This is a genomic window from Kribbella sp. NBC_00482, from assembly GCF_036013725.1.
Taxonomy (GTDB): domain Bacteria; phylum Actinomycetota; class Actinomycetes; order Propionibacteriales; family Kribbellaceae; genus Kribbella.
The window spans coordinates 4,414,898-4,430,670 of sequence record NZ_CP107881.1 but is presented as its reverse complement, the minus strand read 5'-3'; the positions used below and the strand labels follow the sequence as shown (position 1 = coordinate 4,430,670).

16 protein-coding genes are annotated in these 15,773 nt (G+C 68.5%); 4 read left to right on the top strand and 12 right to left on the bottom strand.

What is annotated here, in order from left to right; genetic code table 11:
- Positions 1 to 24: 24 nt before the first annotated feature.
- Positions 25 to 1,014 carry a LacI family DNA-binding transcriptional regulator gene (locus tag OHB24_RS21785; RefSeq protein WP_327640931.1) on the top strand — a complete coding sequence of 330 codons (990 nt, stop codon included), beginning with the start codon at positions 25 to 27 and terminating at the stop codon, positions 1,012 to 1,014.
- A gap of 101 nt (positions 1,015 to 1,115) precedes the next feature.
- On the opposite strand, the gene OHB24_RS21780 is transcribed toward OHB24_RS21785, so the two are convergent.
- From OHB24_RS21780 to OHB24_RS21730, 11 genes are all read right to left on the bottom strand, one after another.
- A complete protein-coding gene (locus OHB24_RS21780; protein ID WP_327640930.1) occupies positions 1,116 to 2,123 on the bottom strand; it encodes a substrate-binding domain-containing protein in 1,008 nt (335 codons plus the stop codon).
- A 13-nt stretch (positions 2,124 to 2,136) separates the two neighbouring features.
- The gene (locus OHB24_RS21775) at positions 2,137 to 3,153 is read right to left on the bottom strand and encodes an ABC transporter permease (protein WP_327640929.1); all 1,017 of its coding nucleotides are present in this window, start codon (positions 3,151 to 3,153) and stop codon (positions 2,137 to 2,139) included.
- On the bottom strand, positions 3,153 to 4,679 hold the full coding sequence (locus OHB24_RS21770) for a sugar ABC transporter ATP-binding protein (RefSeq protein WP_327640928.1): 1,527 nt from the start codon (positions 4,677 to 4,679) through the stop codon (positions 3,153 to 3,155). Before OHB24_RS21770 ends, OHB24_RS21775 begins: the two co-directional genes overlap by 1 nt.
- A 123-nt stretch (positions 4,680 to 4,802) precedes the next feature.
- Positions 4,803 to 6,305, bottom strand: a complete 1,503-nt coding sequence (locus OHB24_RS21765; protein WP_327640927.1) for an ABC transporter substrate-binding protein — start codon at positions 6,303 to 6,305, stop codon at positions 4,803 to 4,805.
- Positions 6,306 to 6,316: 11 nt separating this feature from the next.
- Entirely contained in the window at positions 6,317 to 7,078 is a 762-nt protein-coding gene (locus OHB24_RS21760) for an endonuclease/exonuclease/phosphatase family protein (protein ID WP_327640926.1), read from the bottom strand.
- Complete coding sequence (locus OHB24_RS21755; protein WP_327640925.1) at positions 7,075 to 7,677, bottom strand: histidine phosphatase family protein; 603 nt, start codon at positions 7,675 to 7,677, stop codon at positions 7,075 to 7,077. The genes OHB24_RS21760 and OHB24_RS21755 overlap by 4 nt, the downstream gene beginning before the upstream one ends.
- Positions 7,674 to 8,678 carry an ABC transporter ATP-binding protein gene (locus tag OHB24_RS21750; protein ID WP_327640924.1) on the bottom strand — a complete coding sequence of 335 codons (1,005 nt, stop codon included), beginning with the start codon at positions 8,676 to 8,678 and terminating at the stop codon, positions 7,674 to 7,676. The genes OHB24_RS21755 and OHB24_RS21750 overlap by 4 nt, the downstream gene beginning before the upstream one ends.
- Positions 8,668 to 9,654, bottom strand: coding sequence for an ABC transporter ATP-binding protein (locus tag OHB24_RS21745; protein WP_327640923.1), 987 nt, complete (start codon positions 9,652 to 9,654; stop codon positions 8,668 to 8,670). The genes OHB24_RS21750 and OHB24_RS21745 overlap by 11 nt, the downstream gene beginning before the upstream one ends.
- Positions 9,654 to 10,535 carry an ABC transporter permease gene (locus OHB24_RS21740; protein ID WP_327640922.1) on the bottom strand — a complete coding sequence of 294 codons (882 nt, stop codon included), beginning with the start codon at positions 10,533 to 10,535 and terminating at the stop codon, positions 9,654 to 9,656. The genes OHB24_RS21745 and OHB24_RS21740 overlap by 1 nt, the downstream gene beginning before the upstream one ends.
- Positions 10,536 to 10,538: 3 nt before the next feature.
- The gene (nikB, locus tag OHB24_RS21735) at positions 10,539 to 11,465 is read right to left on the bottom strand and encodes a nickel ABC transporter permease (protein ID WP_327640921.1); all 927 of its coding nucleotides are present in this window, start codon (positions 11,463 to 11,465) and stop codon (positions 10,539 to 10,541) included.
- On the bottom strand, positions 11,465 to 12,109 hold the full coding sequence (locus tag OHB24_RS21730) for a helix-turn-helix domain-containing protein (protein WP_327640920.1): 645 nt from the start codon (positions 12,107 to 12,109) through the stop codon (positions 11,465 to 11,467). Before OHB24_RS21730 ends, nikB begins: the two co-directional genes overlap by 1 nt.
- A gap of 157 nt (positions 12,110 to 12,266) precedes the next feature.
- Between OHB24_RS21730 and OHB24_RS21725 the strand changes: the two genes are divergently transcribed.
- From OHB24_RS21725 to OHB24_RS21715, 3 genes are read left to right on the top strand one after another with little or no spacing between them, the layout of a single operon-like run.
- A complete protein-coding gene (locus OHB24_RS21725) occupies positions 12,267 to 13,211 on the top strand; it encodes a DUF6772 family protein (protein ID WP_327640919.1) in 945 nt (314 codons plus the stop codon).
- A gap of 4 nt (positions 13,212 to 13,215) precedes the next feature.
- A complete protein-coding gene (locus OHB24_RS21720) occupies positions 13,216 to 13,545 on the top strand; it encodes a hypothetical protein (protein ID WP_327640918.1) in 330 nt (109 codons plus the stop codon).
- Between the two features lie 18 nt (positions 13,546 to 13,563).
- Positions 13,564 to 14,619, top strand: a complete 1,056-nt coding sequence (locus OHB24_RS21715) for a LacI family DNA-binding transcriptional regulator (protein WP_327640917.1) — start codon at positions 13,564 to 13,566, stop codon at positions 14,617 to 14,619.
- Here OHB24_RS21715 and OHB24_RS21710 read toward each other — a convergent pair.
- Positions 14,594 to 15,742, bottom strand: a complete 1,149-nt coding sequence (locus tag OHB24_RS21710; RefSeq protein WP_327640916.1) for a CaiB/BaiF CoA transferase family protein — start codon at positions 15,740 to 15,742, stop codon at positions 14,594 to 14,596. The genes OHB24_RS21715 and OHB24_RS21710 overlap by 26 nt on opposite strands.
- Positions 15,743 to 15,773: the final 31 nt, after the last annotated feature.

Sequence of the window (15,773 nt, the reverse complement as noted above, 5' to 3'; positions counted from 1 at the left end):
GAAGCCGTCAGGAAGGGAGCCAGAGTGCCGACTGTCAGCGACGTGGCCGCGCGCGCCGGGGTGTCGACGGCGACCGTGTCGCGGGCGCTGAACGGGAAGCCGACGGTCGACCCGGACCTCGCCGCGCGGGTGCGGCAAGCGGCCGACGAGCTCGGGTACCAGCCGAACGGCCCGGCGCGGAACCTGCGCCGCCAGGAGGCCGCGGTCGTCGCGCTGATCATCTCGGACGTGGAGAACCCGTTCTTCACCGCGATCGCGCGCGGGGTGGAGGACGTCGCGCACGAGGTCGGGTACTCCGTCGTGCTCTGCAACTCCGACGAGAGCGTCGAGAAGGAGAACCGCTACCTCGACATCGCCATCCAGGAACGGGTCGCGGGCGTCATCCTGTCCCCGAGCGGCCCGACGTCCACGGTCGCGAAATTGGCGTCGCGCGGTACGGCGTACGTCGCGGTGGACCGTCCGCTGCCCGGGCAGGACAGCGACGTCGTCCTGGTCGACACCCGCCTCGCCGCCCGCGAGGCGACCGCCCATTTGATTGCCCAAGGCTACGAACGCGTCGGCTGCATCACCGGGCCGGCCGGCGTCCGCACCGCCGACGATCGCCTGGCCGGGTACCGCGACGCGCTCAAGGCAGCCCGGCACCGTACGCCGAAACTCGTCCGGCGGACCGAGTACAAGGCTGCCGGCGCGCACCGCGCCGCCCTCGACCTGCTCGCCCAACCCGAGCCCCCGGACGCGCTCCTGATCGCGAACAGCGCGATGGCTGTCGGCGTCCTGCAGGCTCTGCACGAGCGGGGTGTGCGGGCGGGGCGGGACGTCGGGCTGGTCACGTTCGACGATGCGCCGTGGGCCGAGCTCGTCGACCCGCCGCTGACCGTCGTCGCACAACCGGCCTACGAGATCGGCACGGTGGCCGCCCGCCTCCTCCTCGCCCGCCTCGCCGACCCCACCCGCCCACCAACCGCAACCACCCTCGGCGCCCGCCTCATCAAACGAGCAAGCTCCCACCGCTGACCCGAACCGCCACGCCATCACAATTGGTGCCGCATCGCCGAGCGCACGCTCGGGGCGCCCGCTGCGCCGCGATTGTGATGGCCTGGCGGTCCGCCATCCCGTCAACCGTTCGGGTTCTCCTCCGCGTAGATCTTGGCGGCGTTGGAGGCGTCGATCAGGCGTGTGGGTAGCGTTTGGGTCTTTTCGATGGTGCCGCAGTCGACCAGGATCTTCTTCGCGGCGGCGATCGCTTCCTTGCCGTTGGTCGGGTACGTGAAGGTGGCAGACAGGCGGCCCTGCTCGACGGCCTTGATGCCGCCGGACGGGATCGGCAGCGCGTCGATGCCGGTGAACTTCATCTCCTTCTCGCGGCCGACCGCCTTCGCGGCCAGGTACGCGCCCTCGGCCATCGGGTCGTTGTGCGAGTAGACGACGTCGATCTTCGGGTTCGCCTTCAGCAGCGCGTCCATCTGCGCCTGGCCCTTCTCCCGCAGCCAGTCACCGCTCGCGGCCGCGATCACCTTGACCTTCGGATTGCCCTTGATCCCCTCGACGAATCCCTCGTGCCGCTCGGCCTGCGGCGTCGCGCCGGCCAGCCCCTTGAGCTCGACCACGTTCCCGCCCTGCGGCAGCAGCTTCTCGGCGATGTACTTCCCGGCCTCGCGACCGATCTGCACGTTGTCGCCGCCGATGAACCCGGTGTACGCGTCGCCCTCGACCTTCCGGTCCAGCACGATCACCGGGATGCCCTTGTCGTACGCCTTCTTCACCACCGCGGTGAGCGGCTTCGCCTCGTTCGGGCTGATGATCAGCAGGTCGATCTGCTGGGTGATGTAGTTCTCCACGTCCGCGACCTGCTTGGCGTTGTCCTGCGCCGCGTCCGCGAACTTCACGTCGAACTGCGGCACGTCCTTGGCCGCCGCCTTGATGTCGTCGTCCATCCGTTGCCGGTACGGCTCGGCCACGTTCGCCTGACTCATCCCGATCGTGTACTTGCCGTCGGTGCCCTTGCAGGACTTGGACTCCCCGGGCGACGCGCCACCCGACGCCCGTTCGTTCGTGGTCCCGCAGCCGGCCAGCACGAGTGCGGCAACAGCGGCGGCGGCCAGGGAAATTCGTACAGAACGCATGACGGAGCCTTCCTTACGAGGTGGGGCGGAGTCGCTGCAGCGCGGCGGCGGCAACGATGACCAGTCCCTTGATCAGGAGCTGGATGTTGGAGTCGATGTTGTTCAGGGCAAGGATGTTGTTCAGTACGCCGAGCAGCAGCGCGCCCGCCACCGTCCCGGCCACCGAACCACGGCCTCCCGCCAGGCTGGTGCCGCCGATCACCACCGCGGCGATCGCGTCCAGCTCGTAGCCGATGCCGTCGTTCGGGCTGCCCTGGTTGAGCTGGACGGCGTGGACGATGCCGGCCAGCGACGCGAGCAGTCCGCAGATCGCGAATACCGCGATCTTGACCCGGACCACGGGTACGCCGGACAGCCGCGCGGCCTTCTCGTTGCCGCCGACGGCGTACAGGTGCCGGGAGAACGCGCTGACCCGGAGGTACACGACCGCGGCGATCGCGACGACCGCGAAGATGATGACCGGGATCGGCACCAGGCCGCCGAAGGTGCGTTCACCGAGCAGCGCGAACGACGTCGGCGCCTCTTTCGGTCCGTCGCCGTACGCGATCGCGACGCCCTGGCCGCCGGACCAGATCCGGGCCAGGCCGCGCGCTATCTGCAGGCCCGCGAGTGTGACGATGAACGACTGGATCCCGATCATCGCGGTTGCCACGCCTTGCAGGGCACCGAAGACCAGGCCGATCGCCAGCACCAGCACGACCGAGGGCAGGAAGCCCCAGTCGTTCTCGACCATCAGGACGGCGGACCCGACAGCGGCGAGTCCGAGCACCGCGCCGACCGACAGGTCGATCCCGCCGATCAGGATCACGAATGTCATGCCGACCGCGATGATCCCGATCTCGGACACCGCGCGGACCACGTTCGCCAGGTTGTCCGCGCTGATGAAGAGGATCTCGCCGTTCTTGCGCGGCGAGAAGGTGATCGCCGCGACGAACACCGCGATCAGCCCGAACACGCTCTGGAACCGGAACAGCGTGGCGGCCACGGACATCTTGTCCGTCGTCACCACCTTGTCCTGTACGTCGGTCACTACGCTCCTCCGACCTCGTCGAACACTGCGCCTTGTCCCATCGCCGCCGCCAGCAGATCCCCTTCACCCGAGTCCGCCGTACTGAACGAGGCGACGTCGCGGCCGTCCCGCAGTACGACGACGCGGTCGCAGACCCCGACCAGTTCGGGAAGCTCGGACGACGCCAGCAGTACGCCGAGACCCTGCGCCGCGAGTTCACCGAGCAACCGGTAGATCTCGGCCTTCGCGCCGACGTCGACCCCGCGCGTTGGCTCGTCGAGGAGCAGGAGCTTGGGCTCGGTGAGCAGCATCCGCCCGAACACCACCTTCTGCTGGTTCCCGCCGGACAGCGTGCCGACCTCGTCCTGCAGGCGGCCGAACTTCAGCCGCAGCCGATCGGCCATCCTGGTTGACGCCGTGCGCTCCATCCGGCGGGCGATCACCCCCAGACGTCCGTACGACGGGAGACTCGAGACGACCGTGTTGGCGAGGATCGAGTGGAACAGCACGAGCCCCGACGCGCGCCGGTCCTCCGGGACGAATCCGATGCCCTGGGCAAGTGCTTGACGCGGACCGCGGGGCCGGATCGCCTTGCCCTGCAGGAGAATCCGGCCCGTTCGGAGGCCGCCAGGTGCGACGCCGTACAGGGTTTCGAGGAGTTCGGTCCGGCCCGCGCCGAGCAGGCCGGCGAGACCGACGATCTCGCCGGAGCGGACGGTCAGCGAGATGCCGTCGGGGTCGCGGCGGCCGGGACGTGGGCGGCGGGCCTTCAGCTTCAGGTTCTCGACGCGCAGCAGTTCGTCGCCAGTATCGGAGTCGGGAGTTGTGAACATGGTCTGCACCGGGCGGCCGACCATTGCCTCGACGACTTCCGCCGTACTGAGTTCGCGCGGGTCGAAGCTGGTGACGATCTTGCCGTTGCGGAGGACGGTCGCGCGGTCGGCGACCTTGGCGATCTCCTCCATCCGGTGCGAGATGTAGACGATGCCGACACCGCTTTGCCGGAGCTCGCGGATCACGTCGAAGAGCCGCTCGACCTCGGAGCTGGTGAGCGCGGAGGTCGGCTCGTCCATGATCAGCACCCGGGCGTCGAGCGAGATCGCCTTCGCGATCGTGACGAGTTGCTGCTCTCCGACGCGGAGCTCGCCGACCGGGCGGCGCGGGTCGAGGCTGACACCGCTGCGGTCGAGGAGCTCGCGGGCTTCGCGTTCCATCCGCCGGCGGTCGACCGTGCGGACCGTTGTCCGCAGCTCGCGACCGAGGAAGATGTTGTCCGCGACCGACAGGCCGGGGACCAGGTCGAGTTCCTGGTGGATCATCGCGATGCCCGCGGCCTGTGCGTCGGTCGGGCCGCTGAACCGCACGGGGGTGCCGTTGATCGCGATGCTGCCCGCGTACTCCGTGACGTCGCCGGAGAGGATCTTCATCAGCGTGCTCTTGCCGGCGCCGTTCTCGCCGAGCAGCGCGTGCACCTCCCCGGCGCCGAGCACGAAGTCCACCTCGTGACAGGCCTGCACGCCGCCGTACCGCTTCCCGATCGCAGCCATCCTGACAAGGTCGGCCATCACATCTCCGATCGGGGCGAGTAATCGATTTCCCGGACGCTAGACCGCGCCCGTCCGACCCGTCAACCCCTCACCCTCCTTTCCACCACACTCGAAAGGCACAGCTCAGCTTCCGGAGACAGTCACCTTCGCGAAGAGCGGGCGGCCGCTCGGGGGCATCACGAAGTTCTGGACGCGGGAGCGGACGGCAGCGTTGGAGGCGAGGTCGGCCGGGAAGATTCCGACGGCGTCGTCCCAGATCGTCTGGCCCGCCTGCTGGTAGAGCTTGGGACGAGCGGCCTGGTCGACCGACGAGCGGGCGTCGAGCAGGAGCTTGTCGACCGCGGGATTGCAGTAGCCGTTGCGCTTGGCGCTGCACACGTACAGGCGAGCCAGTGTGTAGTCGGCGTCACCAGTGCCGGTCACGTTGGTCTGCAGGTTCATGTCCCAGTTGAGTTTGCCGAAGTCCTCCAGCCACTGCGCGCGTTCCTTCTCCAGCGGCTTGACCGTGACGCCGATCTTCGCCCAGTCCGAGATCATCGCCTGCGCCAGCGCCCGGATGTTCGGCCCGCCTTCGAGCGGCCACTGCATCGACGTGGTGAACCCGTTCGGGTACCCGGCCTCGGTCAGCAGTTGCTTCGCCTTCGCCGGGTCGTAGGCGTACGGCGACAGCTTCGGCGCACCGATCACACCCTGGGCCAGCGGCGCCTGCGCGACCGACGCGAGATCGCCGAACAGGTCCTTCACGGTGCCTTCGAGGTTGAGCGCGTGCCACATCGCCTGCCGAACCCGCTTGTCGTTGAACGGCTTCCGGTTGGAGTTGAACCAGTCGAAGTAGTACGTCCAGCTCGGCGTGGTCGAGTACGTGATCGCGTCGCTGCCCTTCACCGAGCCGACCTGGTCCGGCGGGATCTGCGTCAGGACGTCGACCTCGCCGTTCTCCAGCCCGGTGATCCGCCCGGCGACCTCCGGGATGTTCACGAACTCGAGCTTGCTCAGCTTCGGCGCGCCGTCCCAGTACGTCGGGTTCGCGGCCAGGTCGAGCTTCTCGTCGGGCTTGAACGACTCGACCGTGAACGGCCCGGTCCCGATCGGCTTGTTGAAGAACCCGTCGGCGTTGATCTTGGCGGCCGGCCCGATGAACAGCAGCGTCAGCGAGCTCAGCAACGTACCGAGCGGCTTACTGGTCTTCACCGTCACGGTCTGGTCGTCGGTCGCCGCGAACGACGTCACCGTCGAATAGAGCGGTACGAGTGGACCGTCGAGCTTCTTGTGCCGTTCGTACGACGCCACCACGTCCTTCGCGGTGAACGGCGTACCGTCGGAGAACTTCACGCCGGTGCGGAGCTTGAACACCCACGTGGTCGGGTCCGGGTTCTCCCACGAGGTGGCCAGCACCGGGACGATCTTGCCGCCGTCGACGCGGACCAGCGGTTCCATGATCTGCTGGATCGCGGTCTGCACGGCCTCCTCACCGGCGTACTTGTGGGTGTCCAGCGACACCGGGAACATCGCCGGCGCGTACCGCAGGACCTGTTCGCCGCTGCTCGGCTCACTGGCCGGTGAGCATGCGGCCACCGCAGCCAATGTCACGACGGCCACGGCCGCCACGAATCGCTTCCTCAACACAGGGGTTCTCCTCAGAGCGTGTAGGTGGCGACGACCGGGTGGTGGTCCGAGGGGGCGCGGCCGTCGTGGAAGAAGTCGACGACCTCGCTGGACCGGGCGGCGAGCGGGCCGCGGGCGAAGATCCAGTCGATCGCCTTGGGTGGTGAGGCGAGCGGCGACAACCGGGTCCCGATCGGACCGGTCGCGACCGTCGGCACCACCGGGTGGGTCACCGGTGAGTGCCGGCCAAGGGCGGTGAAACTGTCCAGGAACCCGGCGTTCCCGAGCTCCCACTGCGGTGGGCCGATGTCGTTGATGTCGACCGTGAACAGGCAGGCGCCGTCGCCGGCCAGGCGTTCGAGCGCTTCCCCGATCGCGCGGGCCTGGGCGATCCGGCGGTTGACGTGGTCGGTCCGCTCGTCGGAGTGGCCGGGCCAGGTGAGGTGCGCCGTACTGAAGATCAGCTCGGTGTCGTCGGGGGTGCGCAGCCGGACCCAGAACAGGCGCGCGTCGGGCGAGAGGATGCCGACGTCCTCGGCCCCGTGCTCGACGTACGTGAAGAGATCGCGTCGCCACCACAGGTTGCTCTGGGTCTCCCAGCCCGCGGTTCCGTCGATGCGGTCGTGGTCGGGCAGGACGTCGTCGAGCAGCTTGCGAGTGGAGGGCCGGAGCTCTTGTACGGCGAGCAGGTCGGGCGGCCGCGTCGTGAACAGGCTCGCGATCGCATCCCGGCGCTGGTCGAGGTAGAACTCGGACCACAGGTTGTAGGTCATCGCCACAAAGGTGAAAGTCATCGGTCCATCCCGGTAGGCACGTTGTACGCCGTGAGTCCGTCGAGCCGGAGCGTGGTGAGCGAGCAGTTTCCCGGCGGATCCAGCACCATCTCCTCCCCCGCCTGCAGCCCGAGCGCCGACGCCGCCGCAACCCGGATCGGCCCGCCGTGCGTCACCACCAGCACCCGCCGCGCGCCGGACCGCGTGATGTCCTGCGCTGCCTGCCACACACGAGCTCGCAACTGCCGGAAGGTCTCGCCACCCCCGCGAGCAACGTCTTCACCCCGGGCAAAGGCCTCGACGACGTCGGGCTCCTCGGCGGCGATATCCGCGATCAGCCGCCCGCCCCACGTCCCGACGTCGATCTCCCGCCACCGCTTGTCGACGCCGACCTCAAGGTGATCCTGGCTGTCCAGATAGGGCTGCAAGGTCTCTCGCACCCGCTGGAGATCGCTAGCGACGATCGCGTCGAACTCGAACGACTGCAAGTTCTCCGCAGCCTGCTTCGCCTGCTGCCGACCGCGTGCGCTCAAGCCGGTGCCTTGCTGGCCTTGGTAGCGGTGCTCGGCGTTCCACACGGATTCGCCGTGGCGGAGGAGGACCAGTTCGGTGACGCTCATCGGGCGGCTCCAGCAAGTTCGGTGGCGAAGTGGCAGGCGGCGGGGTGCAGTTCGAGCCGGGTCGTGAGCTCAGGTACGTCGTGCGCGCAGACGTCCGCCGCCTTCCAGCAGCGGGTCCGGAAACCGCACCCGGACGGCGGATCCGCGGGCGACGGCACATCGCCGCCGATGATGATCTGCTCGCGCGCCGGCTTGTCCCACGGCATCGGATCCGGCACCGCGGACAGCAGCGCCTGCGTGTACGGGTGCAACGGCCGGGTGAACAGCTCGTCCTGCGACGCGGTCTCGACGATGCGTCCGAGGTACATCACCGCGACGCGGTCCGAGATATGCCGTACGACGGACAGGTCGTGGGCGATGAACAGGTACGCGAGCCCGAGGTCGCGGCGCAGATCGTCGAGCAGGTTGAGCACCTGTGCTTGCACCGACACGTCCAACGCGGAGACAGCTTCGTCGCAGATCACCAGTTTCGGACGGAGCGCGAGCGCGCGGGCGATGCCGATCCGCTGCCGTTGCCCGCCGGAGAACTGGTGCGGGTACCGCTCCGCGTGATCCGGGTTCAGGCCGACCCGCTCGAGCAGGTCGCGGACCTCGGAGCGATGCCGGTTCTTCGGTACGACGTCGGGGTGGATCTGCCAGGCCTCGGCGATGATCTGCTCGACGGTCGCGCGCGGGTTGAGGGACGCGTACGGGTCCTGGAAGATCATCTGCAGCTGCCGGCGGACCCGGCGCATGGATGCCTTGGGCAACGAGGTCAGCTCGTCACCGTCGAAGACGATGCTCCCCGAGCGCGCCTTCTCCAGCCCGATGATGGTCCGCGCGACGGTCGACTTCCCCGAGCCCGACTCCCCCACCAGCCCGAGCGTCCCACCGGCCGGGATGTCGAAGGAGACACCTGCGACGGCTTGGATCTGCCCGACGGTACGCCGGAGCACTGGCGACCGCATCGGGAACGAGGTCTGCAGGTCGCGCACCGACAAGAGCGGAGACTCAGTGGACATCGGTGAGGACTCCTTCCGGGTGGTGGCAGGCGGCCTGGTGGGCGCTGGGGCGGTCGGGCAACTGGCGGAGGACGGGCTCGACCTCAGCGCACTGTTCGTCGGCGTACCGGCAGCGGGGGCGGAAGGAGCAGCCCGAGGGCAGGGCCAGGAGGTCGGGCGGCGAACCCTGGATGGGGACCAGGCGATCGCGAGAGCCGTCGAGAGCGGGGACGGACGCCATCAGACCGGAGGTGTACGGGTGGCCGCTGTGTTCGTAGACCTCGCGGAGCGGACCGGTCTCGACGACGCGTCCGGCGTACATCAGGATCACCCGGTCGGCCACGCCGGCGACGACGCCGAGGTCGTGGGTGATGAGGACGAGCGACATGCCCTCCTCGGCCTGCAGCCGGGTGAGGAGGTCCATGATCTGCGCCTGGACCGTGACGTCCAGCGCGGTCGTCGGCTCGTCCGCGATCAGCAGCCGCGGTGACAGGGCGAGCGCCATCGCGATCATCACGCGCTGCCGCATCCCGCCGGAGAACTGGTGCGGGTAGTCGTCGAGCCGCTTGGAGGCGGCCGGGATCCCGACCCGCTTCATCAGGTCCAGCGCGGCCGCCCGTGCCTCCCGGCGGGATGCGCCGCGATGCCGGCGGAACATCTCGCCGATCTGCGCACCGACGCGGAACACCGGGTTCAGCGAGCTCAACGGGTCCTGGAAGACCATCGCAATCTCTCGTCCCCGCAGGCCCTTCGCGACTCCTGGTGCCAGTAAGTCCTTGCTGTCATAGGAGATGCTTCCGCTCGGGATCCGGCCGGCCGGCTTCGGCACGATCCCCAGCACGGCCTGCGCAGTGACGCTCTTGCCGCTGCCCGATTCACCCAGCAGGGCAACGGTTTCACCGGCACCGACGTCGAACGACGCCCCGTCGACGGCCGTCACCACTCCACCAGAAGTGGCGAACTCGACACGTAGATCGCGCACACTCAGCAGTGCCATCACAGACTCCTCAGCCGTGGGTCGTACCGGTCGCGGAGTGCGTCACCGAGTACGCCGAGCGAGATCACCAGGAACGCCAACGCGATCCCCGGGATCGTCGAGATCCACCACGCGTCGGCGAGGTAGTTGCGCCCGTTCGCGATCGTCACACCCCAACTGGGAGTCGAAGCCGGTGTCCCGAGACCGAGGAAGCTCAGCGACGCCTCGGCCAGGATCACGTGACCGATCTCGACCGTCGCCACAACAAGCACCGGCGCGACACAGGCCGGCAGTACGCAACGGGTGATCAGCCGCCAGGTCCCGGCGCCCAGCGTCCGCGACGCGTCGACGAACTCCCGCCGTCGCGTCGCCAGCGCCTGCCCGCGAGCGACCCGGGCGAACGTCACCCAGTTCGCCACCGCGAGCACGATCACCACGTTCACCACCGACGGACCGAGCAGGGCCGCGATGAAGATCGCCAGCAGGATCGAGGGGAACGCCAGCTGGATGTCCGCGAGCCGCATCAGTACGCCGTCCAGCCAGCCGCCGAAGTATCCGGCGGCCAGACCGATGGTGACGCCGATGGTGCCGGCCAGCACCAGCGTCGCCAGGCCGACCGCGATCGAGATCCTTGCCCCTTGCAACATCTGCGCGAACAGGTCCTGCCCGACCTGGTCGGTGCCGAAGATCGCGAACGACCCGTCGGACAACCGGGTGAACGGCGGCTTCAGCCGGTCCGCGGTCCGGGTGTCGACCGGGTTGTACCGGAACAGCCACGGCCCGATCGCCGCGGCCACGACGTACACCGCGATCACCGCGAACCCGAACCTGATCCGGGCGGAGCCGGCCCGGGTACGACGGCGTACCGCGACCGGAGCCGACAACACAACGTCAGCAGTCATCGTTCAGTCACCAGCCAGACGGACCCGCGGGTCCAAGAAGCCGTACAGGAGGTCGACGAGCAGGTTGATCAGCACGAAGATCGTTGCCACCAGCAAGATCGCGGCCTGGACGACGCCGTAGTCGCGGCGCCCGATCGAGTCGATCAGCAACCGCCCGACCCCCGGCCAGGCGAACACCGTCTCGACGATCACCGTGCCGCCGAGCAACGCGCCGAACTGCAGGCCGACGACGGTCACGATCGGGATCAGCGCGTTCCGCATCGCATGGACGAGGACGACGATCCCTTCGCTGAGCCCCTTCGCCCGCGCGGTCTGCACATAGCCCTCGTGCACGACCTCGAGCAGCCCGCTGCGCGTCAGCCGCACCAGGATCGCGAGGAACGGCAGGGCCAGCGTGATCGTCGGCAGCACCAGATGCGCCCACGACCCCGAGCCCGCACTCGGCAGCACCTTCAGCCCGCGGGCGAACACCAGGATCAACACGATCCCCAGCCAGAACGACGGTGTCGACTGGCCCATCAGCGAGAACACCGAGATCGCCCGGTCCACCCAGCTGTGGGCCCGCAGCGCGGCGATCACACCGAGCGGCAGACCGATCAGCAACGACAGCAGCAACGCGGTCGTCGCGAGCTGGATCGTGGCCGGAACCCTTTGCAGCACAAGACTCATCGAGTCCGCGTTCAGTCGGAAGGACTCACCGAAATCCAGGTGCACGACGTTCGCCAGGTACGTCGCGTACTGCTGGATCAGCGACTGATCGAGCCCGAGTTGGGCCCGCAACGCGGCCACCTGCGCCTGGTCCGCGTCGGGCCCGAGCATGATGTACGCCGGGTCGCCGGGTACGAGCCGCAGTACGACGAAAATGATCGTGACCGCGCCCCACAGCACGAAGAGCGAGAAGAACAACCGCCGGACGACGTACGCCCCCATCAGACGCCGCTCCGCAGTACGGACACCACACGCCGGACCTCGTCGACCGACCCCGGCTGGATCAGCTCCGCGCCGAGCGCACCCGCACAGGTCCCGTCACTCGCCCGCACCGGCACCGCCACCATCCGCGGCAACGACGCGACCGGCCGCGCGTTGTGCGCGAACCCGGACATCCGGATCCTCTGCAACGTGTCGAGAAGATCCGGCGTACCGGTCACTTCGTCTGCTGGAAGGGCGGAGAGGTACGCACGACCGAGTGCGCTCTGGCGCAATGAGACCGCGTGACCTGGTTGCACCGACGAACCACCCGCTACGGCCGCGACCTGCAGGACAGTCCCGGTGGTCTTCGGTAGTGGTTTTGCGAGGACGACCAGGCGGCCGAGGCGGTCGCCGAGGACGGTCAGGGTGTGTTCGGGGCCGGCGCGGCGTTGCGTCGTACGGCGCAGTGCGGCGAGACCGTCCTGAGCCGTGTAGCGGTGGTCGTCGACGCGGGCGGCCAGGCCGTGGGCGCAGAACGTGGCGAGGATGCGGTGCACGGTGCTCTTGTGCAGGCCGACAGTGACGGCAAGCTCGGTCACGCCGTACGCGCGGTCCTCACGGTTGAGCTCGGCCAGGACGGTGAGGGCACGGCTCAGCGACTGCATTGGTGCCTCCCGGCGGAAGAAATGGGAAGCTGCCGTGAACGTTAACGGTAGCGTTAATGCACCGTAGAAGTGTGTGATTTACGTGTCAATAGACCACTGTTGCTGTGGGTGAAACGGCCGGTTGACGGCAATTTCCCGTTAACGTTCACTTCACTGTGTGACGACATCCGACCTACGTACAGCGCTCCTGTCCGCCGATCCCCGGCTGTCGAAGTTCTCGCCGTTGCCGCGGATCCTGGCCTTCGACGAGTTCGACAGCGGGACGCACGGCTGGACCGAGCTGCTCGGCAACTACAACGGCCGCGGCGACCTCAGCACGGTCGACGACCACATGCGCGACTTCCGGCCGCCGCAGCTGTCAGCCTGCAACTTCTTCGACATCGGTACGCACGGAGCGCTGAGCGGCACGTACGCGCTCAAGCTCGCGACCCGCCCGCACAAGGGCCACACCGCGGTCGCGATCCGCCGGCTCACGATGAGCGGCCGCGGCCTCGTGCAGCTCGAGACCTACTTCGCCTTCAAGTCCGAGGCCACCCTCGGCGGCGGCGCCGAGCTGGACAACTTCGGCGACGTCCAGTGGGACGGCAACACGCACCCGTCCGAGGCGCAGTTCGGCGCGTTCACGGTCGCGACCGACCTGTGCGGCGACGGCGGCCTGCGCTACCACACGGTCGCGCGCTACCAGAACACGAACCTGGACAACCACTTCACCCGGCAGTGGATGGCGCCGACCGTCCCCGAGCCGACGCCGCGCGAGCACTTCGAGGGCAAGGTGAAACTGGAGTACGCCGCCGACTTCACCGCGCCGAACCCGGAGGACTGGCAGGCGTTCGGCGAGCCGCAGGAGCTCTGCTACAACGAGGTCCCGACCAAGGTGAACTGGCACTACCTGCGCTGGCTGATCGACACCGACAAGCGGCGCAACGTCGAACTGCAGGTCAACGACCGGGTGATGGACATGCGCGACGTACCGGTTCCGCCGTACGAGGAACGCTACGAGACGCTCGAGAACCTGCTGAACTTCTACTTCTCGGTCCGCACCCACAGCTCGGTGCGCAACTTCCTCTTCCTCGACTCCGTCCTCATCTCGGTTGATTGGTAGGCCCATGCGACAGTCCATGACGGCGGTGCTGGAACGCGACACGACGTTCGACACCCGCTTCGCGACCGAGCCCTACGAGGTCGCCTGGGCCGGTGAGGCACGCTGGTTCGTGCAGCACGTCGGCGGCGACGGTACGGCGACGTACGTCACCCAGGTCTCCCCCGACGGCATCACCTGGTGCGACCTCGACGACGGTGGAGAAGTGACCGAGCATGTCGTCGAACCAGGGAAGCTGGTCAGCTGGCCGGCCGCCGGGTTCGGTCACTGGCTGCGGTTGCGCGCTAAGGTCGAGGGCTCGGTCCAGGTACGCATCCACCTGGCCGTGAAGGCTTAGCCTCGAGGGGGAGGTTGTATGACGGAGGCCCAGGGCCCACGACCGCGGCCGACGTTGCGGGACATCGCGACGGCGCTCGGCCTGTCGGTGAACACCGTGTCGCGCGCGCTCGGCGACAAGGACAGCGTCAGCGCGAGCACGCGGGCCGCCGTCCAGGCCGAGGCCGCGCGGATCGGGTACGTCCCGAACACGCTGGCGCGGTCGCTGGTGCTCGGCTCCGCGATGACACTGGGCCTCGTCATCACCAACCCCTCGAACCCGTTCTACGCGCAGCTGATCAGCAGCATCGAGCTCCGGGTCCGCGCCCAGGGGTACTCGTTGCTGCTGCTCGTCACCGACGAGAGCGTGGAGAACGAGCAGCGCGCCACCGAGGCGTTGCTGCGCTCTGCCGTCGACGGTGCCGTGGTCGTGCCGGTGCAAGCCGAGTGGGACCACTGGCGCCGCGTCCGGGACAGCGGGATCCCGCTGGTGTTCGTCAACCGCGACGTACCCGAGCTCGACTGCGACATGGTCGGAGTCGACTACGAACGCGGGTCGTACGAGGCCACCAGCCACCTGATCGCAGGCGGCGCACGCCGCCTGCTCCTGCTGGAAGAAGACCTACCGATCACCACCACAGCCGACCGAATCACCGGCTTCCGCCGCGCAATGGCCGATGGCGGGCTCGACGTCTCCGACGACCTGATCCGCACGGTTCCAACGCGCCGGTACGACTCGTTGGCGCTGCCCTGGCAGCCGGAGGAGGCATACCGCTTCGCGCAGTCGCTCGCCCTGCCGGACGCGATCGTCACCGGCAACGACTACTTCGCTCTCGGTCTGCTCCGGATCCTCGCCGAGCGCGGCCTCCAGGTCCCGCGCGACCTGGCGATCACCGGGTTCGGCGACCACCCGTACGCGGCGTACCTGCAGACGCCTCTCACCTCTGTCCGGCTGCCGGCGGCCGAGGTCGGTACGACGGCAGTCGACCTGCTCCTGCAACGGTTGAAGCGCGATGTGAGTGAGCGGCCGCGTAAGACGCTGATCCGTCCCGAGCTCGTGGTTCGCGAATCTACTCGGAGTCCAGCCAGGCTCTGACGGACTCGTCGTGTTCGCCGAGGCGTGGTGGGGGGAGGTTGGTCTCGCGGGCGCCGGCGTACTGGTTGTCGTCGAAGCGCAGCGGCGGGCCGGTGAGCTGGATGGTGCCGAGGGTCGGGTGCTCGACGTCGATCAGCAGGCCTTGGGAGCGGGTCTGCTCCCAGTCGTACACCTGCTGGAAGTCGCGGACCTTACCGGCCGGAATCCCCTTCTCCGCAAGGCGTTCCAGCCAGACGTCAGCCGGCGCACCGGAAAACGCGGCCTCGATCGAAGCAGTCAGCTCGTCCCGATGCGCCACCCTGGCCGAGTTGGCAGCGAACCGTTCGTCCAACGGATCCAGGCCGACGATCGGGGCGAACAGTCGCCAGAGTCCTTCGCTGCCGATCGCGACCTGCACGATGTCGTCCTGGGTGCGGTAGAGCCCGTATGGCGCGATCTGCGCGTGATGGTTGCCGACGCGTTCAGGGAGCTCGTGCGCGACCGTCCATTTCGTGCCGTGGAACGCGTGTACGCCGACGACCGAGGCGAGCAGGCTGGTCCGGACGACCCGGCCCTTGCCGGTGATCGATCGCTCGTGGAGCGCCGCGAGGGCGCCGTACGCGCCGTACATCCCGGCCAGCAGGTCGGCGATCGGGGCGCCGACCTTCGTCGGCTCGGTCTCGCCGGTGATGCTCATCAGGCCGCCCTCGCCCTGGGCGATCTGGTCGTACCCGGCGCGGCCGCCCTCGGGGCCGTCGTGCCCGAAACCGGTGATCGACAGGATCACCAGGCCGGGGTTGAGTTCGTGCAGGCGTTCTGTGGAGAAGCCGAGCCGGTCGAGGACGCCGGGCCGGAAGTTCTCCAGCAGGACGTCGGCCTTCCGGACCAGCTTGGTCAGGAACTCCTTGCCCTCGTCCGACTTCAGGTCGGCGGTCACCGACTCCTTGTTGCGGTTCGCCGAGAGGTAGTACGTCGACTCGCCGTCCACGAACGGCGGACCCCAGCCGCGGCTGTCGTCGCCGCCGTTCGGCGTCTCGACCTTGATCACCCGCGCCCCGAGATCGCCCAGCATCATCGCCGCATGCGGCCCGGCCAGCGCGCGGGTCAGATCCACGACCACGACATCGGAGAGAAGGTTCTGCACGAGGTCGAGAGTAGGTCAGGACGCCGCGGCG